22 protein-coding genes are annotated in these 24,477 nt (G+C 65.4%); 14 read left to right on the top strand and 8 right to left on the bottom strand.

The features are described 5' to 3' along the window. Positions 1-13: 13 nt before the first annotated feature. Complete coding sequence (locus GR316_RS03395; protein WP_211784648.1) at positions 14-1,225, top strand: NADP-dependent isocitrate dehydrogenase; 1,212 nt, start codon at positions 14-16, stop codon at positions 1,223-1,225. Positions 1,226-1,497: 272 nt separating this feature from the next. Beyond that, complete coding sequence (gene typA / locus GR316_RS03390; protein ID WP_211784647.1) at positions 1,498-3,321, top strand: translational GTPase TypA; 1,824 nt, start codon at positions 1,498-1,500, stop codon at positions 3,319-3,321. A 54-nt stretch (positions 3,322-3,375) separates the two neighbouring features. Here typA and GR316_RS03385 read toward each other — a convergent pair whose 3' ends face one another. Genes GR316_RS03385 through recA form a run of 3 tightly spaced genes read right to left on the bottom strand, consistent with a single transcriptional unit; the run spans position 3,376 to position 7,440 of the window. Then, entirely contained in the window at positions 3,376-3,663 is a 288-nt protein-coding gene (locus GR316_RS03385; protein ID WP_211784646.1) for a DUF1330 domain-containing protein, read from the bottom strand. Further along, complete coding sequence (alaS, locus tag GR316_RS03380) at positions 3,664-6,312, bottom strand: alanine--tRNA ligase (RefSeq protein WP_211784645.1); 2,649 nt, start codon at positions 6,310-6,312, stop codon at positions 3,664-3,666. Positions 6,313-6,372: 60 nt separating this feature from the next. Beyond that, positions 6,373-7,440, bottom strand: a complete 1,068-nt coding sequence (recA, locus tag GR316_RS03375) for a recombinase RecA (protein WP_211784644.1) — start codon at positions 7,438-7,440, stop codon at positions 6,373-6,375. Between the two features lie 179 nt (positions 7,441-7,619). On the opposite strand from recA, the gene GR316_RS03370 reads away from it, so the two are divergent. Beyond that, complete coding sequence (locus tag GR316_RS03370; RefSeq protein WP_211784643.1) at positions 7,620-8,231, top strand: hypothetical protein; 612 nt, start codon at positions 7,620-7,622, stop codon at positions 8,229-8,231. Here the strand turns inward: GR316_RS03370 and GR316_RS03365 are convergent. Continuing rightward, a complete protein-coding gene (locus tag GR316_RS03365) occupies positions 8,200-10,206 on the bottom strand; it encodes a hybrid sensor histidine kinase/response regulator (RefSeq protein ID WP_249218831.1) in 2,007 nt (668 codons plus the stop codon). The two genes, GR316_RS03370 and GR316_RS03365, sit on opposite strands and share 32 nt — an antisense overlap. Before the next feature lie 30 nt (positions 10,207-10,236). Next, positions 10,237-11,379: an RsmB/NOP family class I SAM-dependent RNA methyltransferase gene (locus GR316_RS03360; RefSeq protein ID WP_211784642.1), complete on the bottom strand. Its 1,143-nt coding sequence runs from the start codon at positions 11,377-11,379 to the stop codon at positions 10,237-10,239. An 86-nt stretch (positions 11,380-11,465) separates the two neighbouring features. Here GR316_RS03360 and GR316_RS03355 point away from each other — a divergent pair, with 86 nt between their 5' ends. Together GR316_RS03355 and eno are read left to right on the top strand one after the other, a co-directional pair. Further along, complete coding sequence (locus GR316_RS03355; RefSeq protein ID WP_211784641.1) at positions 11,466-11,879, top strand: Fur family transcriptional regulator; 414 nt, start codon at positions 11,466-11,468, stop codon at positions 11,877-11,879. Between the two features lie 73 nt (positions 11,880-11,952). Further along, positions 11,953-13,230 carry a phosphopyruvate hydratase gene (gene eno, locus GR316_RS03350; RefSeq protein ID WP_211784640.1) on the top strand — a complete coding sequence of 426 codons (1,278 nt, stop codon included), beginning with the start codon at positions 11,953-11,955 and terminating at the stop codon, positions 13,228-13,230. Positions 13,231-13,267: 37 nt separating this feature from the next. Here the strand turns inward: eno and GR316_RS03345 are convergent, their stop codons facing one another. Then, positions 13,268-14,344: an anhydro-N-acetylmuramic acid kinase gene (locus GR316_RS03345; RefSeq protein ID WP_211784639.1), complete on the bottom strand. Its 1,077-nt coding sequence runs from the start codon at positions 14,342-14,344 to the stop codon at positions 13,268-13,270. 62 nt (positions 14,345-14,406) lie between these two features. On the opposite strand from GR316_RS03345, the gene tyrS reads away from it, so the two are divergent. The 3 genes from tyrS to GR316_RS03330 all read left to right on the top strand — a co-directional run bounded on the left by tyrS (position 14,407) and on the right by GR316_RS03330 (position 17,626). Beyond that, positions 14,407-15,657, top strand: coding sequence for a tyrosine--tRNA ligase (gene tyrS / locus GR316_RS03340; protein ID WP_211784638.1), 1,251 nt, complete (start codon positions 14,407-14,409; stop codon positions 15,655-15,657). Positions 15,658-15,727: 70 nt separating this feature from the next. Continuing rightward, positions 15,728-16,741 (top strand): L,D-transpeptidase, encoded by a 1,014-nt coding sequence (locus GR316_RS03335; protein ID WP_211784637.1) that lies wholly within the window; start codon positions 15,728-15,730, stop codon positions 16,739-16,741. A 111-nt stretch (positions 16,742-16,852) separates the two neighbouring features. Further along, positions 16,853-17,626 carry a gamma-glutamyl-gamma-aminobutyrate hydrolase family protein gene (locus GR316_RS03330; RefSeq protein ID WP_211784636.1) on the top strand — a complete coding sequence of 258 codons (774 nt, stop codon included), beginning with the start codon at positions 16,853-16,855 and terminating at the stop codon, positions 17,624-17,626. Here GR316_RS03330 and GR316_RS03325 read toward each other — a convergent pair. Next, a complete protein-coding gene (locus GR316_RS03325) occupies positions 17,623-18,819 on the bottom strand; it encodes a pyridoxal-phosphate-dependent aminotransferase family protein (RefSeq protein WP_211784635.1) in 1,197 nt (398 codons plus the stop codon). The two genes, GR316_RS03330 and GR316_RS03325, sit on opposite strands and share 4 nt — an antisense overlap. 216 nt (positions 18,820-19,035) lie before the next feature. On the opposite strand from GR316_RS03325, the gene GR316_RS03320 reads away from it, so the two are divergent. The 6 genes from GR316_RS03320 (at position 19,036) to GR316_RS03295 (ending at position 24,005) form a co-directional block, all read left to right on the top strand. Beyond that, entirely contained in the window at positions 19,036-20,703 is a 1,668-nt protein-coding gene (locus tag GR316_RS03320) for an ABC transporter ATP-binding protein (RefSeq protein ID WP_249218830.1), read from the top strand. Further along, positions 20,700-21,431 (top strand): CAF17-like 4Fe-4S cluster assembly/insertion protein YgfZ, encoded by a 732-nt coding sequence (gene ygfZ / locus GR316_RS03315; RefSeq protein ID WP_390625177.1) that lies wholly within the window; start codon positions 20,700-20,702, stop codon positions 21,429-21,431. Before GR316_RS03320 ends, ygfZ begins: the two co-directional genes overlap by 4 nt. Positions 21,432-21,563: 132 nt before the next feature. Beyond that, complete coding sequence (locus GR316_RS03310) at positions 21,564-22,289, top strand: outer membrane protein (RefSeq protein ID WP_211784633.1); 726 nt, start codon at positions 21,564-21,566, stop codon at positions 22,287-22,289. 44 nt (positions 22,290-22,333) lie between these two features. After that, positions 22,334-22,927, top strand: a complete 594-nt coding sequence (locus GR316_RS03305; RefSeq protein ID WP_211784632.1) for a Hint domain-containing protein — start codon at positions 22,334-22,336, stop codon at positions 22,925-22,927. A 60-nt stretch (positions 22,928-22,987) separates the two neighbouring features. Next, complete coding sequence (locus GR316_RS03300) at positions 22,988-23,638, top strand: protein-L-isoaspartate O-methyltransferase family protein (protein WP_211784631.1); 651 nt, start codon at positions 22,988-22,990, stop codon at positions 23,636-23,638. A 49-nt stretch (positions 23,639-23,687) separates the two neighbouring features. Then, on the top strand, positions 23,688-24,005 hold the full coding sequence (locus tag GR316_RS03295; RefSeq protein WP_211784630.1) for a hypothetical protein: 318 nt from the start codon (positions 23,688-23,690) through the stop codon (positions 24,003-24,005). A gap of 45 nt (positions 24,006-24,050) precedes the next feature. Here the strand turns inward: GR316_RS03295 and GR316_RS03290 are convergent, their stop codons facing one another. Beyond that, complete coding sequence (locus GR316_RS03290; RefSeq protein ID WP_211784629.1) at positions 24,051-24,377, bottom strand: DUF6280 family protein; 327 nt, start codon at positions 24,375-24,377, stop codon at positions 24,051-24,053. Positions 24,378-24,477: the final 100 nt, after the last annotated feature.

Genomic DNA, 24,477 nt, shown 5'->3' with positions numbered 1-24,477 from the left:
CCGAGGACAGCTCATGTCGAAGATCAAGGTAGCCAACCCCGTCGTCGAGCTCGACGGCGACGAGATGACCCGGATCATCTGGGACTTCATCAAGAAGAAGCTGATCCTTCCCTATCTTGATGTCGACCTGAAATACTACGACCTCGGCATCGAGGAGCGTGACCGCACCGACGACCAGATCACGGTCGATGCGGCCCATGCGATCAAGCAATACGGCGTCGGCGTCAAATGCGCGACCATCACGCCCGACGAACAGCGCGTCGAAGAGTTCAACCTGAAGCAGATGTGGCGTTCGCCCAACGGGACGATCCGCAACATCCTCGGCGGCGTGATCTTCCGCGAGCCGATCATCTGCCAGAACGTCCCGCGCCTCGTGCCGGGCTGGACGCAGCCGGTCGTCGTCGGCCGTCACGCCTTTGGCGACCAGTATCGCGCCACGGACTTCCGCTTCCCCGGCAAGGGCAAGCTGTCGATCAAATTCGTCGGCGACGACGGCGAGGTGATCGAGAAGGAAGTCTTCCAGGCTCCGGGTTCGGGCGTCACGATGGCGATGTACAACCTCGATGAATCGATCATCGACTTCGCCCGCGCGTCGATGAACTACGGCCTCGTCAAAGGCTGGCCGGTGTATCTGTCGACCAAGAACACGATCCTCAAGGCCTATGACGGCCGCTTCAAGGACCTGTTCCAGAAGGTCTACGAGGAAGAGTTCGAAGAGAAGTTCAAGGCGGCCGGCATCCACTACGAGCACCGCCTGATCGACGACATGGTCGCCTCGGCGCTGAAATGGTCGGGCGGTTACGTCTGGGCCTGCAAGAACTACGATGGCGACGTGCAGTCGGACACCGTGGCGCAGGGCTTCGGCTCGCTCGGCCTGATGACCTCCGTGCTGATGACGCCGGACGGAAAGACCGTGGAGGCCGAGGCCGCGCACGGCACCGTCACGCGTCACTTCCGCCAGCATCAGAAGGGCAAGGAGACCTCGACCAACTCCATCGCCTCGATCTACGCATGGACGGGTGGCCTGAAGCACCGCGCCAAGCTGGACAACAACGAGGCGCTGCTGAACTTCGCCACCACGCTGGAGCGTGTGACGGTTCAGACGGTGGAAGACGGCTTCATGACGAAGGACCTCGCGCTCCTCGTCGGTCCGGATCAGCAGTGGCTGACCACGATGGGCTACCTCGAGAAGGTGGACGAATACCTGAACAAGGCGCTGTCCTGATCCATGGGGGCCTGGGAGAAATCCCGGGCCCTTCTTCTTCATGCGGGGACGGAACCGGCTCCCCCTTCCGCCGTTGATCACCGGGCGCCAACTGGGCGCATGAACGGAGGAAGCTCATGAACAGCATCATTTATCTCGTCGGCCTCGTGGTCATCGTCGTTGCCATCCTGTCCTTCCTCGGCATCGGCTGAGGACGGCCGCCACGCATTGAGGGCTGGCCTTCTACGCCCCTTTTGTGTATCGCGACAGCGCAGCATCAAAAGGGCATCCGGATGGAACTCCGCAACATCGCGATCATCGCGCACGTCGACCATGGCAAGACCACGCTGGTGGACGAGCTTCTGAAGCAATCGGGGGCCTTCCGGGATAACCAAGCCGTGGCCGAGCGCGCGATGGACAGCAATGACATCGAACGTGAGCGCGGCATTACGATTCTCGCCAAATGCACGTCGCTGGAGTGGAACGGCTCCCGCATCAACATCGTCGACACCCCCGGTCACGCCGATTTCGGCGGCGAGGTGGAGCGGATCCTGAGCATGGTGGACGGCGTGGTGCTGCTCGTCGATGCCGCCGAAGGGCCGATGCCGCAGACGAAGTTCGTGACCTCCAAGGCGCTGGCCCTCGGCCTGCGTCCGATTGTGGTACTGAACAAGGTCGACAAGCCCGATGCTGAGCCCGACCGCGCGCTGGACGAGGTGTTCGACCTGTTCGCCAACCTCGGCGCCAATGACGAACAACTCGACTTCCCGGCGATGTATGCCTCCGGCCGTTCCGGCTGGGCCGATATGGAACTCGACGGCCCGCGCAAGGATCTGTCGGCGCTGTTCGATCTGGTTCTGAAACATGTCCCGGCACCGAAGCAGCTCGAGCGTCGGTCCGAGCCGTTCCAGATGCTCGCCACCACCCTGTCCGCCGACCCGTTCATCGGCCGTATCCTGACGGGCCGTGTCGAATCGGGCGTCGTGAAGGCTGGCGATACGCTGAAGGCCCTGTCGCGCGATGGTGAGCGTGTAGAGCAGTTCCGCGTGTCCAAGGTGCTGGCCTTCCGTGGTCTGTCGCAAAACCCCATCGACGTGGGCGAAGCGGGCGACATCGTCACCCTCGCCGGTATGACCAAGGCGACCGTGGCCGACACGCTTTGCGCCCTGGAAGTCGATGCTGCGATCCCGGCCCAGCCCATCGATCCGCCGACCATTTCCGTGACCTTCGGCATCAACGATTCGCCCCTGGCCGGCAAAGACGGCAACAAGGTACAGTCCCGCGTCATCCGTGAGCGGCTGATGAAGGAAGCCGAGGTCAACGTCGCCATCCGCATCACCGACACCCCCGGCGGCGAAGCGTTCGATGTTGCCGGCCGCGGCGAACTTCAGATGGGCGTTCTGATCGAGAACATGCGCCGCGAAGGGTTCGAACTGTCGATCGCCCGCCCGCGCGTTCTGTTCCGCGAAGAGGACGGTCAGCGTCTGGAGCCGATCGAAGAAGTCACCATCGACGTGGATGACGAATTCACCGGCGCCGTGATCGAGAAACTGACCGGCGCCCGCAAAGGCGATCTGGTGGAGATGAAGCCCGCAGGTGCCGGGAAAACCCGGATCATCGCGCATGTCCCCTCGCGCGGTCTGATCGGCTATCACGGCCAATTCTTGACCGACACGCGCGGCACGGGCGTTCTGAACCGTGTGTTCCACGAATGGGCCCCGCATAAAGGTCCGATCGAAGGCCGCCGCGTGGGCGTCCTGATCTCCATGGAGAATGGCACGGCTGTTCCCTATGCGCTGTGGAACCTCGAAGAGCGTGGCCATCTCTTCATCAACCCGCAGGAACCCGTCTACGAAGGTATGATCATCGGCGAGCATTCGCGCGAGAATGACCTCGAGGTGAACCCGCTGAAGGGCAAGAAGCTGACCAACGTCCGCGCCTCCGGCACGGATGAAGCCGTCCGCCTGACGCCGCCGGTGCGCATGTCGCTGGAACAAGCGATCGCCTATATCGACGATGACGAACTGGTGGAAGTGACGCCGAAAGCCGTTCGTCTGCGCAAGCGTTACCTCGACCCGCATGAGCGTAAGCGCCAGTCGCGTTCGTCCAACCAATAAAAGAAAGGCGCCCCACGGGGCGCCTTTTTCATTCGATCCAATGGTCTGTAGCGATCAGGCGATCTCTTCGACGACGACGAGATCGCGCACCGACGCACCCCGTGCATGGGTCAGCGCAGCCTGATAGGCCTCCGACTCGTAGCACGTCACCGCCGCCTCCAGCGACGGGAAGCGGATGACGACATTGCGCTTCCGCTCATTCCCTTCAAGCTGCACATAGGTGCCGCTGCGATGCAGGAACACGCCGCCATGCGCGGCGATGGCCGGCCCGGCCGCCTGCGCATAAAGCGCATAGCTGTCCGGATCGGTCACATCGATATGGGCGATCCAAAGAGCGGACATTCAACCCTCCAGCAGGTGTTCGACGGCTTTCACCGCCGCTTCGGCCTGCGAGGCATCCGCCGCACCGGCCTGCGCCATATCGGGACGACCGCCGCCGCCCTTGCCGCCAAGCGCCTCGGCCGCAGCCTTCACCAGCGTCACGGCCGAAAGCCGATCCGTCAGATCCGCCGTCACACCCGCCGCCAGCGCCGCCTTGCCGCCCGTGTCGGAAATCAGCAGCACCGCACCCGAGCCGATCTTGGCCTTCATCTCATCGACAAGGCCCGGAAGCTCTTTGCCCGGAACGTCCTGCACGATCCGCGACAGGAAACGCATTCCACCGATGTCGCGCGCTTCTTCATCGGCGCTCGCCATGGCGGCGTCGCGTTTTAGCTGCGCAACCTCGTTGGTCAGGGCACGGCGTTCCTCCACGAGGGCGCGCGTCCGGTCCACCACATCCGCCGGGGCTGCCTTCAGCAGCGCGGCCACTTCCGACAGGCGTTTCACCTGCTCGGACAGATAGATCAGCGCGCCTTCGCCGGTCAGCGCCTCGATCCGCCGCACCCCAGCCGAGGAGGCCGAGTCGCTCAGCAGAACGAACAGGCCCACTTCGCCCAGACGGGTGACATGCGTCCCGCCGCAAAGTTCGAGGCTGTAGGTACGCCCATCGGCACCCTTGCCCGAACCATCCAGCAGCCCCATCGAGACGACGCGAACCTCGTCGCCGTATTTCTCGCCGAACAGCGCCTGCGCGCCGAGGGCACGGGCATCGTCGGGCGACATCACCCGCGTCACGACCGCGTCGTTCTGGCGGATCATCGCGTTGACTTCGGCCTCCACCGCCGCAAGCTCCTCCGCCGTCAGCCCCTTGGTGTGGCTGAAGTCGAAGCGCAGACGGTCCGGCGCGTTCAAGCTGCCCCGCTGCGCGACGTGATCGCCGAGCACGCGCCGCAGCGCTTCGTTCAGCAGGTGCGTCGCCGAATGGTTCGCGCGGATCGCCGTGCGGCGGGCGTGATCGACGACGAGCTGCGCGCCCTGACCGGCGCGGATCTCACCCTCCGTCACCTCGGCGGAATGGAGGAACAGGCCTTGGCTGCGCTTGGTGTCGGTGATGCGTGCGGTGCCGGTTTCGGTCGTCAGCGTCCCGCTGTCACCGACCTGACCGCCCGCCTCGCCGTAGAATGGGGTCTGGTTCAGCACGATCTGCACGCTTTGCCCAGCCGTCGCGGCCGGAACCGAAGCGCCGCCTTGCACGATGGCCTGAAGCTGACCTTCCGCCGTTTCGGTGTCGTAGCCGAGGAACTCCGTCGCCTCGAACTGATCGGCAAGCTCGAACCAGATCGCGGCGTCTTTCGTTTCGCCCGAACCGGACCAAGCGGCGCGCGCCTTGGCTTTCTGTTCGGCCATCGCGGCATCGAAGCCCTCGGTATCGACGCTGCGGCCCTGCTCGCGCAGCGCGTCTTGCGTCAGATCCAGCGGGAAGCCGTAGGTGTCATAGAGCTTGAAGGCCGACGCGCCGGGCAGCGCGGCCCCTTCGGGCAACTCGGCAAGTTCGTCATCCAGCAGCCGCAGACCACGCTCCAGCGTCTGGCGGAACTTCGTCTCCTCCTGACGCAGCGTCTCTTCGATCATGGCCTGACCTTGGCCAAGCTCGGGATAGGCGGCGCCCATCTGCCGCACCAGCGCCGGCACGAGGCGGTGCATCAGCGGGTCCTGTGCGCCCAACTGATGGGCATGACGCATCGCGCGGCGCATGATCCGGCGCAGCACATAGCCGCGCCCCTCGTTCGAGGGCATCACACCGTCCGCGATCAGGAAGGAAGTGGAACGCAGATGGTCCGCGATCACGCGGTGATGCGTCTTGCCCGGCCCGTCCGGATCGGTCGAGGTCGCCTGCGCGCTCGCCTCGATCAGGCTGCGCATCAGATCGGTGTCGTAGTTGTCGTGCTTGCCTTGCAGCAGCGCGCCGATCCGCTCCAGCCCCATGCCGGTGTCGATCGACTGCATATCGAGCGCGCGCATGCTGCCATCCGCGAACTGCTCGTTCTGCATGAACACGAGGTTCCAGATCTCGATGAAGCGATCGCCATCCTCGTCGGGGGAACCGGGCGGGCCGCCCCAGATCTTATCGCCGTGATCGAAGAAGATCTCGGTGCAGGGGCCGCAGGGACCGGTCGGCCCCATCATCCAGAAGTTGTCGTTGGTGGGAATGCGGATGATGCGATCATCCGTCAGACCGGCGACCTTCTTCCACAGCTCCGCCGCCTCGTCATCCGTGTGATAGACCGTCACCAGAAGACGGTCCTTCGGAATGTCGAAATCCTTTGTCAGCAGTTCCCACGCCAGCGGGATCGCCTGTTCCTTGAAATAATCACCGAAGCTAAAGTTGCCCAGCATCTCAAAGAACGTGTGGTGCCGCGCGGTATAGCCGACATTGTCGAGGTCGTTGTGCTTACCGCCGGCGCGCACGCATTTCTGCGCCGACGTCGCCCGGACGTAATCGCGCCGCTCATCCCCGGTGAAGCAGTTCTTGAACTGCACCATGCCGGAATTGGCGAACATCAGCGTCGGATCGTTGCGCGGGACCAGGGGACTCGACGGCACAACGGTATGCCCGTTGCGCGCAAAGAAATCGAGGAAGGTGGATCGGATATCGTTCAGCGACGGCATTCTGGCCCCTGTTCTGTCATCCCGACCCGTTTACCCCCTGACGCCCCGTGCAACAAGGGCTCACTCCTCCATCAGGTCGTCCGTGCCGGGATTGAAGCTGAGATCGAGCCCGTGCGTGGCGCGAACCTTGTCCTCGATGGAGCGGGCGACCTGCGGGTTGTTGCGCAGGAATTGCTTGGCATTCTCGCGCCCCTGCCCGATCCGTTCGTCGCCGAAGGAATACCACGACCCCGACTTCTCGACGACGCCGGCCTTCACGCCCAGATCGACCAACTCCCCAAGCTTGGAGATGCCTTCGCCATACATGATGTCGAACTCCACCTCCTTGAAGGGCGGCGCGACCTTGTTCTTGACGACCTTCACGCGAGTGGAGTTGCCGATCACCTCGTCCCGGTCCTTGATCGAACCGGTGCGGCGGATGTCGAGCCGGACCGAGGCGTAGAACTTCAGCGCGTTGCCGCCCGTCGTCGTCTCGGGAGAGCCGAACATCACGCCGATCTTCATGCGGATCTGGTTGATGAAGATCACCATGCAATTGCTGCGCCCGATGGAGGCGGTCAGCTTGCGCATCGCTTGGCTCATCAGACGGGCTTGGCTGCCCATCTGCATGTCGCCCATATCGCCTTCGATCTCGGATTTCGGCGTCAGCGCCGCCACCGAGTCGACGACGATCAGGTTCACCGCGCCCGAGCGGACCAGCGTATCCACGATTTCCAGCGCCTGCTCGCCCGTATCGGGCTGCGAGATCAGCAGCTCGTCGAGGTTCACGCCCAGCTTCTTGGCATAGGCCGGATCGAGCGCGTGCTCGGCATCCACAAAGGCGCAGACGCCGCCCTTTTTCTGTTCCTCGGCGACGACATGCAGCGTCAGCGTGGTCTTGCCCGAGCTTTCGGGGCCATAGATCTCCACGATGCGGCCCTTGGGCAGCCCGCCGATCCCGAGCGCGATGTCGAGACCGAGCGACCCGGTCGAAGTCGCCTCCACATCCAGCACGGCATTGTCCTGCCCGAGCTTCATGATCGAGCCCTTGCCGAATTGCCGTTCGATCTGTGCCAATGCGCTTTCCAGCGCCTTTGCCTTATCCATGTCGCGCTTTCCGTCCAAATCAAAAAGGTTCGCCGTCGCCATACGCAGTTCCTTTTCGCACAGCTACCGGTCACGGGCAATCGTGCCGATGTTCTTGTCTTGTTCCTATATGACTGCGCGGCCCAGCGATTACAACGTCTTCCGCTCAAATTGGGCGAAAATCCTTAATCATCCGTTTACGAACGTGCATAAGGGTGCCCAACGCATGACAGGGGAAGCCAATGCTCGTATTCTGGGAACACCGTCTCGTCTTTCTGGCCACGCCGAAGACAGGCTCCACCGCAATCGAGGCGGCACTCGAATCCCTCTCGGCCATCGCGGTCACGCGTCCGCCGCTGCTGAAGCATACGACGCTGCGCCGCTATCGCCGGTTCATCGGGCCTTATCTGCAGACATCCTCGGGGGACGAGTTCGAAACCGTCGCTCTGATGCGCGAGCCGCGCGACTGGCTGGGAAGCTGGTTCCGCTACCGCACGCGGGACGCCGTGGATGAGGACAAGGCGACCCGCGGCCGGACCTTCGACGATTTCGTGCGCGCCTATGCGCAGGACCCCAAGCCCGCCTTCGCCGATGTGGGATCGCAGGCGAACTTCCTCCGCCCCCGCAATGGCCAAGGGGTCGATCACCTCTTCCGCTACGAGGATCTCGACCGTTTCGTCGCCTTCCTCGAGGAGCGGCTCGATTTCGCGATCACCCTGCCGCGGCTGAACGTTTCCCCCGAGGGAACGCTCGATCTGTCGGAAGAGGGCGAACGTCTGCTGCGCGACGCCTGCGCCGAGGATTTCGCCCTCTATGACAGCATCACGCCAGCCGGATCTGCACCTCGTCCGTAAGCTGGGTCAACGAAAACGGTTTGGGCAGGAAGGTGGAGTTCGCGATCTTCACCTGCACGTCCGGGAATGTATCCTCGGCATAGCCGGAGACGAAGATGGTGCGGGCCTCTGGCCGGGCCTCCAGCGCCTTGCGCACCCATGAGGGGCCGTCCATCCCCGGCATGACGACATCGGTGATGAAGAGATCGACCCGCAGCGTTGCATCGTCCAGAAGGGCCAGCGCCGCCTCGGCGCAGTCCGCCTCGAGGACGGTATGCCCCCGCATCCGCAGCGCCCGCGCCGCGAAGGATCGAACGGGGGCCTCGTCCTCCACCAGAAGGATGACGCCGGTGCCGCCGCGCCCGCGGCTGACGGCGGGAGCCGCGGCGCGCGGCGCCGGCAGATCGCGCCCACGCGGCAGGAAGATGGTGAAGGTGCTGCCCTTGCCGGGCGTGCTGTTCACCAGAATGAAGCCCCCGGTCTGCTTCACGATGCCATAAACGGTGGAGAGGCCCAGCCCCGTCCCCTCGCCCACGCGTTTGGTGGTGAAGAACGGCTCGAAGATCTTGTCGATCTGATCCTCGGGGATGCCCATGCCGCTGTCGGCGACGCGGATGGCGACGTAATCGCCGGGCGGCATCAGCGCATTGCCGCAGGGGACCGGGGTCGCGAAGTTCACGGCCTCGGTGTCGATGCGGATGGTGCCGCCCTCGGGCATGGCGTCGCGCGCATTGACGACGAGGTTCATCAGCACCTGCTCCAACTGCCGCCGGTCGGCCTGCACCGGCCACAGATCCGCCCCGTGGCGCAGATCGAGGTTCACCCGCGCCCCGATCAGCCGGTTCAGCAGATGCGCCGCATCCGCCAGCACCTCTTGCAGATCGATCCGCTCGAGCACCTGCGTCTGCTTGCGCGAAAAGGCCAGAAGCTGCGCGATCAGGCTGGTTGCGCGGTTCACGTTCTGATGGATCTGCATCAGATCGGCATATTCGGCATCGTTAGGCTGATGGCGCAGCAGCAGCAGATCGCAATGCCCGGAAATGGCGGTCAGGAGGTTGTTGAAATCATGCGCGACGCCCCCGGCCAATTGGCCGATCGCTTGCATCTTCTGGCTCTGGTTGAACTGCGCCTCCAACGTCTTGAGGGCGGTCGCGTCGATCAGCACCGCCAGCACGCGCGGCGCACCCGGTCCCGGAAGGCGGCGAAGCGAGATCTGCACATAGGCCGAGGCATGCCCGCGCAACCGCAGCACCTCCGACGCCGTGGGCACCCGTTCCTCCAGCACCTCGGCCAGCCATTCACCGAGCGGACGGCCCAGCCCCTCGAAAAGCTCCGTCAGGGTCGGGGCGGCGGCGGGTTCGATCTGCAGGATCTCGCGGGCGGCGCGGTTGGCAAAGGACAGGCTGCCATCCCCCTCGAAGGTCACGAGGGCGACGGGAACATGTTCGAGATCCGCAGCCCCGTCCCCAGCAGGTTCCGCCGCAGGACGAATGCGCCACAAAAGATCCCACCGCCCGATCCGCTGCACCGTCACGTGGAGGCCGCCGCCCGTCCCCGGAAGTTCGGCGCTAGCGGCGCCGTCATGCCGGGCGCGCGAGGCCAGCGTCTGCCGCCAAAGCTGCGCCTGCGCGACATGCGCGCCGATCACCCGCGTCAGCTTGTCCGTGCCGAACCGGCGCAGGGCCGGTGCATTCGCCCGCGCGATGCCGCCATCCAGATCCGTGGCGAAACAGGCATCCGTGTCGAACTCCATCAGCCGCGCCAGCCGCTGCACGCGCAGATGGCGCAGCCCCCGCTCCACCACCACTAGAAGACCGAGGCAGATCGCCAGCGCCGCGAAGGTCATCGCCATGACGAGGAGCACCAGCGTCGTCCGATCCTCCCACGGGATAAGGGCGGCGCTGCCCGCGCCAAGGGCGCAGATCAGCAGCACCCCCGTCATCGGCGCCGCAACGCGCGCCGCCATCTGCAACTCGGGCATGACATCCTCGTCCATTATCAGCACGGGCAGTCTGCGGCAGCGTGGTTAAGCCACAGTTAATTTGCGAAGCACCGCAACGAAGAAGCCATCCCCCCCTTCCAGCGGAGAGAAGGTGCGCGTCGCCTCGGTCCGCCATGACGGGCCGGCAAGACGAGCGATCTGATCCCCATTCTCCTCGCGCAGAAGCGAGCATGTGGCATAGGCCAGCACACCGCCCGGCCGCACCAGCGGGGCGATCTGCTCAAGGATCGCGGCCTGCGTCTGCACCAGCCCCTCCAGACGTTCGGGGGTCAGCAGCCACTTCCCCTCGGGGGCGCGCCGCCAACTGCCGGAGCCGGAGCATGGCACATCGGCCAGCACGAGGTCGTAGTCGCGGCCAAGTGCCTCGGCCGTCGTCAGCGTGGTGATCCGGGCACCGGCCCGCGCGGCGCGGATGGGCAGATCGCGCATCCGTTCGGCGCTGCGGTCATGGGCGAAAAGCCGCAGATCGCAGCGCGCCGCCATCGCCAGCGACTTCCCACCCCCGCCTGCGCAGAAATCCAGAACCTGCTGCCCATCCGCAAGCGGCAGCGCCTCCACCAGCGCCTGAGAGGCCGCGTCCTGCAACTCCACCGCGCCGGACGTGTAGGCCGCGGAGTTCTGGATGCGGCGGGCCCCGTCCGTCACCTCCAGCGCGGTGCTGGCAAGGGGATGGGCCTGCGCGGTGATGCCCTCCTCGGCCAATCGGGCGATGGCGGCGTCCCGGTCCCCAAGGCTGCGCAAGAAGACCGGCGCACGGTGGCGCAGCGCCTCCATCACCGGGGCGAAATCGGAGCCGAGGGCCGATTGCAGCCGCGGGCCCAGCCATTCGGGGCAATCGAGCGCCTCGAGCCCCTCGGGCGGGCGGGTGCCTTCGGTGACGGGCGCAGGCGCATGGCCGATGCCAGTGAAGAGCGCGTCCACGTCCTGCCCCGAGGCCCGAAGCCCGCCCAGCACAAGGCCGCGCCCCGTCTCGGCCCCGCCGAGGGCGGCGAAGCTGCGGCGGCAGCGGATCGCGCCGAACACGATGTCCCGCACGGCCGCACGGTCCCCCGAACCGGCGAAACGGCTCGCGCGGCCCCAGTTCGTCAGCGCCTTTTCGGCGGGGGTGCCGGCAAGCCAGCGGTCGAGGATGTCGATGGCGGCGCTCAGCCGGGCGGCGGGGGTCATGGTCGTTCCTTCCGTCAGGAGCCGGGAAATCCGCTTTGCAACGGGCGGTACATTCGCCTAAATCGTCCGTCAAGAAGGGGACACTCATGGCCGAGGACATCATCGCCCGCTGCGAGGCCAAGGGCCTGCGCATGACAGAGCAGCGCCGCACCATCGCGCGTGTCATCGGCGCTGCCGAGGATCATCCCGATGTGGAGGAACTGCACGCGCGCGCGGGGCGGATCGACGCGCGCATCTCGCTCGCGACCGTATACCGGACGGTGAAGCTGTTCGAGGAATCCGGTATCCTCGACCGGCTGGAATTCGGCGACGGGCGCGCCCGCTACGAGGATGCCGAGCGCGATCACCACGATCACCTCATCGATCTGCACAGCGGCGAGGTCATCGAATTCGTCGATCCCGAGATCGAGGAACTTCAGGAACGCATCGCCGCGCGGCTCGGCTATCGGCTGAAGGGGCACCGGCTCGAACTCTATGGCGTGCCGGCGAAGTCGAAGTAACCGCGCGAACAGGCTTTCCTTGGCGTTTCGCGCGGGTTAGACAACTCGCGATGCGCCAAAGGAGGACTGGCCAATGAGCACCATCATCGACATCCACGCCCGCGAGATTCTGGACAGCCGCGGCAATCCCACGGTCGAGGTCGACGTGACGCTGGAAGACGGCTCGCTGGGCCGCGCCGCCGTTCCCTCGGGCGCATCGACCGGCGCGCACGAGGCCGTGGAACGCCGCGACGGCGACGCCGCCCGCTACAAGGGCAAGGGCGTGCTGGAAGCCGTGGCCGCCGTGAACGGCGAACTGGCCGAAGCGCTGGTCGGGTTCGACGCGACCGAACAGGTCGGCATCGACCTTACCATGATCGAACTGGACGGCACGCCGAACAAATCGCGCCTCGGCGCCAACGCCATCCTCGGCGTTTCGCTGGCCGTGGCCAAGGCCGCAGCCGAAGCCACGATGCAGCCGCTCTATCGCTATGTCGGCGGCACCTCGGCCCGCATGCTGCCGGTTCCGATGATGAACATCATCAACGGCGGCGAGCATGCCGACAACCCGATCGACATTCAGGAATTCATGATCATGCCGGTCAGCGCCGGCAACGTGAAGGACGCGATCCGCATGGGCGCGGAGGTGTTCCACACCCTGAAGAAAGAGCTGTCGCAGGCCGGTTACAACACCGCCATCGGCGATGAGGGCGGCTTTGCCCCGGCCATCAACTCCACCCGCGACGCGCTCGATTTCGTCATGAAATCCATCGAGAAAGCCGGCTACAAACCGGGCGAGGACATGTATCTCGCGCTCGATTGCGCCTCCACGGAATACTTCAAGAACGGCCAGTATGTCATGTCGGGCGAAGGGAAAACCCTCTCCTCGGCTGAGAACGTGGACTATCTTGCGGCGCTGTGCGGCGACTATCCGATCATCTCCATCGAAGATGGCTGCGCCGAGGATGACTGGGACGGCTGGAAGCTGCTGACCGACCGCCTCGGCGGCAAGGTGCAGCTGGTGGGCGACGATCTGTTCGTGACCAACCCCAAGCGTCTGGCGGAAGGCATCGCCAAAGGGTCCGCCAACTCCATGCTGGTGAAGGTGAACCAGATCGGCACGCTGACGGAAACGCTGCGTGCAGTGGAGATGGCGCACCGCGCCGGTTATACCAACGTGATGTCGCACCGTTCGGGCGAGACCGAGGATGCGACCATCGCCGACCTCGCCGTCGCGACGAACTGCGGTCAGATCAAAACCGGCTCGCTCTCGCGTTCGGACCGTCTGGCGAAGTACAACCAGCTGATCCGCATCGAGGAAATGCTGGGCGAGACGGCAGAATATGCCGGCCGCTCCATCCTGAAGGGCTAAGCCCCGACCGATCGCTCGCGCCACTGGGCGCGGGCGATCACCCGCTGATCCGCCCGCCCGGCGCCGGATGGGGTACCCCCGTCGTCATCGGCGAGGACAGCGCCAGCCCCCGCGCCACACGGACGGCCAAATAGGCGAAGGCCTGCGCCTCCAGCATGTCGCCATCGAGGCCCACATGCTCCACCGGGCGCACCTCCAGCGCGGTCCTGTCGGCCAGCATCCGCATCAGCGTCCCGTTATGCCGCCCGCCACCCGTCACCAAAAGCCGCTCCACCGGCTCCGGCGTGTGGGTCATTCCGGCCGCCACCGTGGCGGCGATCAGCGCCGTCAGCGTGGCGCAGGCATCCGCATCGCTCAGATGATCCACCAACCCGAGAACCGAGTGGAAATCATTCCGGTCCAATGACTTCGGCGGCGTTCTTGCGAAGAAATCCTGCCGCAGAACCATGTCGATCACGCCCTCGTCGACACGGCCCATCGCCGCCAATGCGCCCTCGTCATCCTGAACGCGCCCAAGCCGCGCGGCCATCAGATCGTTCACCGGCGCATTCGCAGGTCCGGTATCGAAGGCGAGCAGCGCGCCCGCTGCCTCCGGCCCCGGATACCGGGGATCGAGCCATGTCAGATTGCCGACCCCGCCGAGGTTCAGGAAGGCGACGGGCCGCGTCTCCTGCGTCCAGCGGGCGGCGGCGAAATGAAAGAACGGTGCCAGCGGGGCGCCTTGCCCGCCGAGGCGGACATCCTCGGTCCGGAAATCCCATGCCACCGGCACACCCAGCAGCCGGGCCAGACGCTCCCCCGAGCCGGCCTGAAGCGTGCCGCGCCCGCCCGGATCATGCGCCAGCGTCTGCCCGTGAAATCCGATCAGATCCGCCCCGCGAAAGCCCGCCAGAAGTTCGGCATGGGCATCCTCGGTCACGCGGGCCGCAGCCTCCACCGCCGGGCCGTCCCATTGGCCGAGGGCGGCGCGCAGCACCTCCCGCTCCGCCGCGGAATAAGGGCGGTAACGGCTCTCGCCGAACTCTGCGATCCGCTCCCCGTCGGTCAGCACCATCGCGGCATCCACCCCGTCGAGAGAGGTTCCGGACATCGTCCCGAGCGCCCATTTCAACATGGCCAATTCTCCCGCCTGCCGCTATAGCTCAGCCCTGCACGATATAACGCACGAGAACAACCATGACCTATCATCCCAAATCGGACTTTCTGAACGTGATGATGGCGCGCGGTTATCTGGCCGATTGCACGGACATGCAGGGGCTTGATGATGCGCTGCGCAATGGCACGGTTTCGGCCTATATCGGCTATGATGCGACGGCGGCATCGCTGCATGTCGGGCATCTTCTGAACATCATGATGCTGCGCTGGCTGCAAAAGACCGGGCACCGGCCGATCACGCTGATGGGCGGCGGCACGACGAAGGTGGGCGACCCCTCGTTCCGCGCCGACGAACGTCCGCTGCTGACCGCCGAGAAGATCAACGAGAACATCTCCGGCATGGGCCGCGTCTTTGCGCGCTACTTGTCCTACGGCGACGGGGCGCAGGACGCGCTGATGCTGAACAACGCCGAATGGCTGGACAACCTGAATTACCTCGAATTCCTGCGCGACATCGGGCGGCATTTCTCGGTGAACCGGATGCTGTCCTTCGAGAGCGTGAAATCCCGCCTCGACCGGGAACAGAGCCTGTCCTTCCTCGAATTCAACTACATGATCCTTCAGGCCTACGACTTCCTCGAGCTGAACCGCCGCTATGGCTGCGCGCTTCAGATGGGCGGGTCGGATCAGTGGGGCAACATCATCAACGGCATCGATCTGACGCGCCGCGTCGCCGATCAGCAGCTGTTCGGGCTGACATCGCCGCTGCTGGCCACGTCGGACGGCAAGAAGATGGGCAAGTCCGCGAATGGGGCGATCTGGCTCGATGGGGACATGCTTTCGCCCTACGATTTCTGGCAGTTCTGGCGCAACTCGACCGATGCCGACGTGGGCCGTTTCCTGAAGCTCTACACCGAACTGCCGGTGGAGGAATGCGACCGTCTGGGCGCGCTGCAAGGCTCCGAGATCAACGGCGCGAAGGTCATCCTCGCCAACGAGGTGACGACGCTGCTGCACGGACGCGCCGCGGCCGAGGCCGCCGAGGCGACCGCCCGCGCCGTCTTCGAACAGGGCGGCGTCGGTCAGGAACTGGAGGTCGTGACCCTGCCCGCCGATACGGTCGGCGACGGGCTGTCGGTGGTGAAGTTCCTCGTGGAGGCTGGGCTGGTGGCGTCGGGCAAGGAGGCCAAACGCCTCGTGGCCGAGAATGGCCTGCGCTTCAACAACGACGCGGTCGAGGATGCCAATGCGCTTGTCACCTGCGAGGTGATCGGCGCAGAACTGAAGGTGTCCATCGGCAAGAAGAAACATCGTCTGGTGCGGCTGGGCTGAATCCGGGGGTGTGGCCCCGGACGTCAACCGCATTAGATTGGACCTGAACACACGAATACGGGCACGGATCATGACACTCAAGGCAATGCTGGCAGCCACCGCACTTCTGGGCGTGCTGTCCGGATGCGCACAGATCAACGATTTCACGGGCAGGCAGGAACAGGCGGCTCCGGTCCAAGAGCCGCAGTTCTTCGAAAACGCCTATGCGGCCCGGTCGGCCGGGAAATTCGACGTTCCCGCCGTGCCGGAGGATGAGATCCCCGTCGCCTATCGTCGTCAGATCGTCTCCTACGAAACGGAGGAAGCGCCCGGCACGATCATCGTCGATCCGGTGCATGCGGTCCTCTATCTCGTGCAGCCCGAAGGCAAGGCGATCCGTTACGGCATCTCGGTCGGTCGGGACGGCTTCGGCTGGTCCGGCACGTCGGTCGTGGCGCGCAAGGCGCAGTGGCCGACCTGGACGCCGCCCGCCTCCATGATCGAACGGCAGCCGAGCCTCGAGAAATGGCGCGACGGTCAACCGGGCGGTCCGACGAACCCGCTCGGGGCGCGCGCGCTCTATCTCTACATCAACGGCAAGGATTACGGCTTCCGCATCCACGGCACGCCCGAATGGCGGACGATCGGCAAGCGCGCCTCCTCGGGCTGCTTCCGCATGATCCAGCAGGATGTCATCGACCTCTACGAACGCGTTCCGGACGGTACCAAGGTGATCGTGCTGAACTCGGAGGGAGAGATCCCGACCAAGCTGACGCTGCCGCCGCCGTCGCCCGCGCCGAAGAAGCCCGCGGCCAAGCCGGTCGCGAAGACCGCCGTGCCTGCGACGGTCTCCACCTCGACGCTGGAGGCCGAGCCGGAGGACGAGGTCGCGGACGATCTGGCCGAGGACACCGCCGAGGCGCTGGAAACCAATCCCCCCGCCGATGAGGCCGCACCCGACGAAGGTACGCTGCCCGATGTCGCCCCGGCCGAGGATGCGGCGCCCGAATCCGCCCCCGTCGTGACCCCGGCCCCCGAGGCAGAGGCCCCGGCCGAGACCGAGGACGCGCCGGAAACCGAGGTCTTCACCGACCCCGCGCGCTGATAAAAAAGGCAGGGCCGCCATTCCGGCCCTGCCGATCCCCCTCCGGGTCACGATTTCGTCTTTTGAACGGCCCGCGCCGTTCCTATACTCCGCGTGACACAGAGGAACGTCATGCAACGACCCGTCATCGGCATCATCGGCAACAACCAGTCCCTGCAAGAAGGCTTCAACGCGCATGTCAGCGGACGCCTGACGACCGAGGCCGTCGCGCAAGCGGCCGGATGTCTGCCCATCATCATTCCCGCCGATCCGCGGCTCGTCTCCACGAACGAACTGCTGGAACTCTGCGATGGCTTCCTGCTCACGGGGGGCCGTCCGAACGTCCATCCCGAAGAATACGGCGAGGCGGAGACCCCGGCCCATGGCAGCTTCGATCGGCACCGCGATGCGGTGACGTTGCCGCTGGTGCGGGCCTGCGTCGAGCGTGGTCAGCCGGTCTTCGGCATCTGCCGCGGGTTCCAAGAGGTGAACGTCGCGATGGGCGGCACCCTCTACCCCGAGATCCGCGAGCTTCCGGGCCGGATGAACCACCGCATGCCCCCGAACGGCACGATGGAGGAGAAGTTCGCCCTGCGCCACAAGGTGACCTTCACCGAAGGCGGCCCGTTCCATCGCCTGATGGGCACCCCCGAGGTGATGACGAACACGTTGCACGGTCAGGGCATCAAGGTGCCGGGGGAGCGTATCGTCGTAGACGGTCACGCCCCGGACGGAACGCCCGAGGCGCTCTATATCGCCGGTGCGCCGGGCTTCACGCTGTCGGTGCAATGGCATCCCGAATGGAATGCGGCGATGGATCCGGTATCCCGCCCGCTCTTCGCTGCCTTCGGCGAGGCGGCGCGCAACTGGTCCGCTGCGCGCCGCGGTCTGCGCAAAAGCGCCTAGGCGCCCTGCCCGACGACCTTCGCCGCTGCCGACAGCCCGCCCGCGCCGTGCGGGATATTCAGCGCATGCATCGCCGCTTCGATCGTGGCGAGCGCGCCCAGCGTCATATGGGCGTTCACATGCCCCATATGCGCAACGCGCATGAAGCCGTGATATTCCGGGGTGGACGGGTCCGCCATGCCAAGGCCGATCCCAAGGGTGACACCGGCCTTCTGCTCGGTCCAGCGGCGGATCGCCGTACCATGGGGCGCGCCGAACCGCACCGCCGTGACCGCGCGGCCGCGATGGGCGGGATCGGTGACGTTCAGGCCGATATGGTCATGCCCCACGCTCCATGCATCGAAGGCGGCCCAGACCGACCGGGCCAGCGTGTCGTGGCGGGCCCAGATGGCCTCCATCCCCTCTTCGGCGATCATGTCGAGCGATTCGCGCAGCGCAAAGAGGTGATGCGTGGGGGCCGTGCCGCCAAAGCGTTCGTGGAACATGCGGGGCGCCATCCGGTAGGTCCAGTCCCACATCGGCGTGCGCAGATTGGATGTCATGGCCCGTTCGCGCGCCTTTTCCGAGAACCACACGAAGCTCAGCCCCGGCGGGACCATCAGGCCCTTCTGGCTGGCGGCCACAGTGATGTCGACGCCCCAAGCGTCCATCTCGAACCGGTCGCAGCCCAAGGAAGCAATGCAATCCACAGCCAGCAGCGCGTCCGAGCCTGCGGCGTCGATCGCCCCCCGCACCGCCGCGACATCGTTCAGCACCGTCGTCGCCGTATCCACATGGGTCACCAGAACGGCGCGGATGGCGAGATCGGCGCGCAGCGCCGCTTCGACGCGGGCCGGATCGACCGGGCTGTTCCGCCCGAAATCGAGGACCTGCACATCCACGCCCATCTGCCGCGCCGCATTCGCCCAACCCAAGCCGAAATGCCCCGTCACGCAAACCAGCGCCTTGTCCCCGCGTGAGAACATGTTCGCGATCGCCGCTTCCCACGCCGAATGGCCGTTGCCGATATAGATCGCCACATGCTGCGCCGTCCGGGCGACCTGCTTCAGGTCCGGCACGATCCCGTCCACCATGTCGTGCAGCGCGCCTTCGTAGATGTTGGGCGCGGCGCGGTGCATGGCGTTCAGGACACGATCCGGCATGACCGAAGGCCCGGGGATGGCAAGATAATGGCGACCGTTGGCAAGACTCATGGGATACTCCTGTGATACACGATGGCTACGGTCCCGGCATCCGTGCGTCAATGGCGGCGCTTGCCTCGGCCATCGCCGCGGGCTAGACCCAAGTCCCAAGACGGAGAGGGTTCCTTGTCCATCGACACGTTGAACGACACGCACGACCGCCGGTACGCCTCGCACCGCCTGTTCGGGCGTCTGTGGCGCGGGTATCTCAGCCGCCACAAGGGCAAGATGGCGATCGCATTCCTGCTGATGGTGCTGGAGGGCTCGACCCTCGGGGCGCTGTCCTGGATGATCAAGCCATTGTTCGACCGGGTGTTCACCCCCGGCGGCGAAGGCGCGCTGGTCTGGGTCGGCTTCGGCATCCTCGGGCTGTTCGCGCTGCGGGCGGCCACTTCGGTGCTGTCGAAGGTGATCCTGACACGGGTGTCGCAGCTCAGCTCCACCGCGATGCAGACGGATATGCTGAGCCATGTCCTGACGCTGGATCAGGATTTCTTCCAAGTGAACTCCCCCGGTCAGTTGATCGAGCGGGTGCAGGGCGACACCGCCGCCGTGCAGGGCGTGTGGTCCATGGTGATCACGGGCGTCGGGCGCGACACGATCTCGCTCATCGGTCTCTTCATCGTCGCGCTGTCGATCGATGTGCACTGGACGCTAGCCGCGCTGATCGGTGCGCCGCTGCTGATCCTGCCGGCGATCGCCGTGCAGCGCTACATCCGCCGCAAGGTGCACCAGACGCGGGCGCAATCCGGCCTTCGGGCGACCCGCCTCGACGAGATTTTCCACGGCATTCAGGCCATCAAGCTGAACCGACTCGAAGCCTATCAGATCGGGCGTTTCCGCGCGATCGTGGGTCGTCTGGTCCGCAACGGCGTCAAGACGGCGACCGGCCGTGCCGCCATTCCGGCCTTGGTGGATCTGATCACCGGCCTTGGTTTCTTCACCGTGCTGATGCTGGCGGGCCGCGAGATCATCGCAGGCGAACGGACGGTGGGAGAGTTCATGTCCTTCTTCACCGCGATGGCGCTGACCTTCCAACCGATGCGCCGCCTTGGCGACATGTCGGGTTCGTGGCAGGTCGCTGCGGCAAGCCTGACGCGCATCTTCCGCCTGTTCGACATGCAACCGAGCCCGCGCCCCGTGGCGAGTGCCGTACCCGCGCGTACCCCGCCGCAGATCGAACTCCGGGATGTGCACTTTGCTTATTCCGATCTGCCGGTGCTGAACGGCACCAGCTTCACCGCCCGCGCGGGCAAGATGACGGCGCTGGTCGGTGCGTCGGGCGCGGGCAAGAGCACCGTGTTTCACCTGCTGACGGGCCTTGCGCAGCCGTCGGGCGGCCAGATCCTGATGGACGGCACGGATATCGGTCAGTTCGCGCTGGAGGATCTGCGGTCGCAATTCGCCGTCGTCTCGCAGGACAGCGCCCTGTTCGACGAGACGATCCGCGAGAACATCGTCCTTGGCCGCAACGTGCCCGAAGAGCGTCTGACCGACGCGCTGCAAGCCGCCCATGTCACCGAGTTCGTGCAGAACCTGCCGAAGGGGCCGGACAGCCCGGCCGGGCCGCGCGGCTCGGCCCTGTCGGGGGGGCAGCGGCAGCGCGTCGCGATTGCCCGCGCGCTGATTTCCGATGCGCCAGTGCTGCTGATGGACGAGGCGACCTCGGCCCTCGATGCGCAATCCGAGGCGCTGGTCGCCACCGCCCTCGCCCATCAAAGCCTGGAACGGACGATGCTCGTCATTGCGCACCGCCTGTCCACCATCCGCGAGGCCGACAGCATCGTCGTCATGGATCAGGGCCGTGTCGTCGATCAGGGCACCCATGACGAGCTTCTGGCGCGCGGCGGCCTTTATGCCGAACTTTATCGTCTGCAATTCAAGGATCAGGCATGATGCGCAAGATCTGGGCACTGACCGGACAGGATCGGCTGGAGTTCTTGCAGAGCCTCGTGACGAACGATGTCATGCCGCTGCGGCAGGACGGCCTCGTCTGGACGGGGCTGCTGACGCCGCAGGGCAAATACCTCGCGGATTTCTTCGTCCTGCGGCAGGGCGAGGATCTGATGATCGACATCGCGGAAGGCATCGCCGAGGCGACGCAGCGCCGCCTGTCGATGTACCGGCTGCGCGCCGACGTGCAGATCACGGATGCGGGCATATCCGTCACGCGCGGCCTTGGCCCCGCACCGGAAGGCGCCTTTGCCGATCCGCGCCACCCGGCGCTGGGCTGGCGCCTCTATGGCGCGCCCCGCCCCGAAGAGCCGGTGGATTGGGATGCCCTGCGCGTGGAGCATCTGGTGCCCGAAACCGGGATCGAACTGACGCCCGACACCTTCATCCTCGAAGCCGGGTTCGAGCGTCTGCACGGCGTCGATTTCCGCAAGGGATGCTATGTCGGCCAAGAGGTTACGGCGCGGATGCAGCACAAGACCGAGTTGCGCAAGGGGCTGGTCCGCGTCGCCGTCCACGGCCCGGCCGAAGCCGGAACGCCCATCACCTCGGGCGAGCGTGCGGCGGGGACCCTCTTCACGCGGTCGGGCGATACCGCGATCGCCTATCTTCGGTTCGATCGGCTGGAAGATCTGCACGCGGGCGAGGCGATTCTGAACACGCTGCCGTGAGGTGCAGGTGATGCCGATGGGCCACAATACGGCCAAAGGTATTAACGGCGGCCCGGTTCTCCTTTGACAAGGTGGGTGAAGTTGTCGCTTCTGAAACCCAACTTCTGACATTCGCATAAGGAGACGGGACGTATGAAATCTGCATGCCTCATCGTTATCGCCACTGGTCTGGCAGCCGCCGCAACCCCCGTTCTGGCGGGTGGCCCGGTCGTTCCGGTTCCTGAACCCGTCGTCGCGGCCCCGGTCATGGCACCGCCCGCACCGTCCTTCGCGGGCGCCTATATCGGTGGCGGCATCGGCTATGCCTTCGGCGGCGACGATGATGTCGGCATCCTGACGAACGATGCGTCCAACGGCCTTGGCAACCGCCGCGCCGGTACGCTGGAACTGGGTGGCCCGATCGGCAACGTCCATGGCGGCTACCGCTGGCAGCAGCCGGGCAGCCGGATGGTCTACGGCGTCGAAGGCATGGCGACCCTCGGCGGCGTCGATGCCGACGAGGAATCGCGCGGCTACAAATCGAGCTCGGTCGTGAAATGGACCGCCTCGATCAAGGGCTCCGTCGGTTTCACCGTGCGCCCCGATACGCTGGTCTACGGCTTCGCCGGCTACTCGGTCGGTCAGTCGGAATATGACATCACCGGCGCCGGCGGCACCGTGAACGAAACGCGCAACCTCGACGGCTATGTCGTCGGTCTCGGCGTCGAGAAGATGCTCAACGAGCGTTGGTCGGTCCGCGGCGAGTATCAGTATTCCAACTACGGCCGCGACCGTATGGATGCCGAGAACGACGCCTACCACACCTACGACACGCCGGAGTTCAATGCCCTGCGCGTCGGCGTCAACTATCGCTTCTGATCGATCGGCCACCGCGAGATCCTCGCGGTGGCCCATTCCCGTCCATGCCGAAACCTGATCGCTCCCTTGGCGCGCTTGGCGGTCTGAGCCGAGGCACCCTCCTCGACAGTTATCACGGCCCCATCCCGGTCGAGGATCTGGTCGAGGATGACCTCCTCATGACCAAGGATGACGGGTTTCAGCCCGTGCGCTGGATCGGCGCGCTGCGCGGCGATGCGGCGGGCGGCTTTGCGCCCATCCGCGTGTCACCCGGCGCGCTCGGCAACAGGCGCAGCCTGATCGCGGCGCAGAACCACCGCGTCCTCATCTCCGACTGGCGGGCCGAACTCTTGTTCGGTGAGCGCGAGGTGCTGATCCCGCTGAACACCCTTGCCAACGATACCACCATCTGGCGGCAGGAAGGCGGTTCGGTCGATTATTTCTTCATCCTGATGGAGCGTCATCAACTGCTCTATGCCGAGGATGTCGTCGTCGAAAGTTTCGACCCCACGCCCGAAGCCTTGGCCCTCCACGGCCCCCGTGCCCGCAAGGACATCGCCGAAATCCTGCCCAAACGGCGCGGATCGACGGCACGGCTGGTGCTGCGCCCCACCGAAGTCGCGGCGCTGCGCCTCTATGACATGGACCAGATTCGCTAGGCCAATTGCCCGCGCCGGGCAACTGTGTCAGGAAGAGGCGACAAAGGACGAGAGTTTGCCATGCCTGACTTCTTCAAGCGCCGCGTGACGATGGTCGACACGCAGGTTCGCCCCTCCGACGTGACCAAGTTTCCGATCATCGACGCGCTTCTGGCAACCCCGCGCGAGGCTTTCGTGCCCGAGCCGCTGCAAGAGGCCGCCTATCTGGGCGAGGATCTTGATCTTGGCGACGGGCGTGCGCTGCTGGCCCCCCGCACCTTCGCCAAGATGCTGGACGCCGTGAACATCCAGCCTGATGAACTGGTGCTCGATATCGGATGCCTTCTCGGCTACTCGACCGCCGTGATCGGGCGCATGGCCGAAGCGGTCGTGGCGGTGGACAGCGACCTGCGGGCGCGGGACGCCGAGCGTCTGCTGTCGCTGCACAATGTGGACAATGCCGCGATCCTGAACGGCCCGCTGAACAAGGGCGCCGAACGCCATGGCCCCTATGACGTGATCCTGATCGAAGGCGGCGTGCAGACGGTGCCGGACGCGATCATCGGCCAGTTGAAGGATGGCGGCCGCATCGCCGCCCTGTTCATGGAGGGCGCATTGGGCGTCGTCCGCGTCGGCTACAAGCTCGATGGCGGGATCAGCTGGCGCGATGTGTTCAACGCGGCGGCCCCCATCCTTCCGGGATTCGAGATGGAACGCACCTTCGTGCTGTGATGGATTTGACCGGTTGTCCCATCACCGCAGCGCGGCTAGGCTTTTCGACATGAACGACAGGCCCAAGACACCTCAGGATGATGACGTGCTGTCCTCGGTTCGGCGGCTGGTGACGGACACCACGCCGCTGGTGCTGACGCCGGCGCAACTCGTCTCGCCGCCGACGAACCTGCCCGCGCGCCTGCAATCGCAGGGCGAGGTGCATGACGCGATGGCCCCCATCGACGAGGATGTGCTGCACGATCTGGTGCGCGAGATCCTGACCGAGGAACTTCAGGGCCCTTACGGGGAAAAGCTGACCCGGACGATCCGCAAGATGGTCCGGGCAGAACTCGGTCGCGCCCTTGCGGAGCGGGACCTGAAATAGCAAACGCCCCGGTTTTGCCGGGGCGTTCTGCAGAGCTGTCGTGGATCAGGCGGCTTCGGCCTGCTCCAGCTCCAGTGCGTTGCGGCGTTCGCTCTCTTCGCGCGACAGGGCGACCGAGGTGCGGATACCCTTCGCAACGAATTCCATCAGGCCCTTTACCACACGCTCGTTCGGGTCGATCCCGGCGCAGGACAGCACTTCGCGCCCATCGCGCGAACGTGCCCAGCGGGCGATTTGATCGGGGCCATTGCCGTATTTCTTGTCGTCGGCAATGGCATCGTCCAGCGCGGCGAGGACGACGGCAGCGAACAGCTTGCGGGCGCGTTGACCTTGTTCGAAGTTGAACGCGCTGCTGTCAATGAAATCGGCCATCGGTGTGTTCCTGTTCTTGCTCTTGCATCTTCTGGCGGTCCGGGGGGAATAAGCCAATCGACAAGGCTATAGGACTACGCATTTGACACTCCCGCCATGC

Source organism: Falsirhodobacter algicola, from assembly GCF_018279165.1.
GTDB lineage: Bacteria > Pseudomonadota > Alphaproteobacteria > Rhodobacterales > Rhodobacteraceae > Falsirhodobacter > Falsirhodobacter algicola.
Note: the sequence above shows the minus strand (reverse complement) of the source record. Positions and strands in the feature narration are given on the sequence as shown.

Bases quoted from the DNA above. Each gene is read 5' to 3' on its own strand.
- GR316_RS03320 (WP_249218830.1), top strand. From the start codon at position 19,036: ATGGCGATCGCATTCCTGCTGATGGTGCTGGAGGGCTCGACCCTCGGG.
- eno (WP_211784640.1), top strand. From the start codon at position 11,953: ATGAGCACCATCATCGACATCCACGCCCGCGAGATTCTGGACAGCCGC.
- GR316_RS03325 (WP_211784635.1), bottom strand. From the start codon at position 18,819: ATGAGTCTTGCCAACGGTCGCCATTATCTTGCCATCCCCGGGCCTTCG.
- GR316_RS03365 (WP_249218831.1), bottom strand. From the start codon at position 10,206: ATGGACGAGGATGTCATGCCCGAGTTGCAGATGGCGGCGCGCGTTGCG.
- GR316_RS03355 (WP_211784641.1), top strand. From the start codon at position 11,466: ATGGCCGAGGACATCATCGCCCGCTGCGAGGCCAAGGGCCTGCGCATG.
- GR316_RS03370 (WP_211784643.1), top strand. From the start codon at position 7,620: ATGCTCGTATTCTGGGAACACCGTCTCGTCTTTCTGGCCACGCCGAAG.
- alaS (WP_211784645.1), bottom strand. From the start codon at position 6,312: ATGCCGTCGCTGAACGATATCCGATCCACCTTCCTCGATTTCTTTGCG.
- typA (WP_211784647.1), top strand. From the start codon at position 1,498: ATGGAACTCCGCAACATCGCGATCATCGCGCACGTCGACCATGGCAAG.
- GR316_RS03360 (WP_211784642.1), bottom strand. From the start codon at position 11,379: ATGACCCCCGCCGCCCGGCTGAGCGCCGCCATCGACATCCTCGACCGC.
- ygfZ (WP_390625177.1), top strand. From the start codon at position 20,700: ATGATGCGCAAGATCTGGGCACTGACCGGACAGGATCGGCTGGAGTTC.
- GR316_RS03345 (WP_211784639.1), bottom strand. From the start codon at position 14,344: ATGTTGAAATGGGCGCTCGGGACGATGTCCGGAACCTCTCTCGACGGG.
- GR316_RS03310 (WP_211784633.1), top strand. From the start codon at position 21,564: ATGAAATCTGCATGCCTCATCGTTATCGCCACTGGTCTGGCAGCCGCC.
- tyrS (WP_211784638.1), top strand. From the start codon at position 14,407: ATGACCTATCATCCCAAATCGGACTTTCTGAACGTGATGATGGCGCGC.
- recA (WP_211784644.1), bottom strand. From the start codon at position 7,440: ATGGCGACGGCGAACCTTTTTGATTTGGACGGAAAGCGCGACATGGAT.
- GR316_RS03330 (WP_211784636.1), top strand. From the start codon at position 16,853: ATGCAACGACCCGTCATCGGCATCATCGGCAACAACCAGTCCCTGCAA.
- GR316_RS03335 (WP_211784637.1), top strand. From the start codon at position 15,728: ATGACACTCAAGGCAATGCTGGCAGCCACCGCACTTCTGGGCGTGCTG.
- GR316_RS03300 (WP_211784631.1), top strand. From the start codon at position 22,988: ATGCCTGACTTCTTCAAGCGCCGCGTGACGATGGTCGACACGCAGGTT.
- GR316_RS03395 (WP_211784648.1), top strand. From the start codon at position 14: ATGTCGAAGATCAAGGTAGCCAACCCCGTCGTCGAGCTCGACGGCGAC.
- GR316_RS03295 (WP_211784630.1), top strand. From the start codon at position 23,688: ATGAACGACAGGCCCAAGACACCTCAGGATGATGACGTGCTGTCCTCG.
- GR316_RS03290 (WP_211784629.1), bottom strand. From the start codon at position 24,377: ATGGCCGATTTCATTGACAGCAGCGCGTTCAACTTCGAACAAGGTCAA.
- GR316_RS03305 (WP_211784632.1), top strand. From the start codon at position 22,334: ATGCCGAAACCTGATCGCTCCCTTGGCGCGCTTGGCGGTCTGAGCCGA.
- GR316_RS03385 (WP_211784646.1), bottom strand. From the start codon at position 3,663: ATGTCCGCTCTTTGGATCGCCCATATCGATGTGACCGATCCGGACAGC.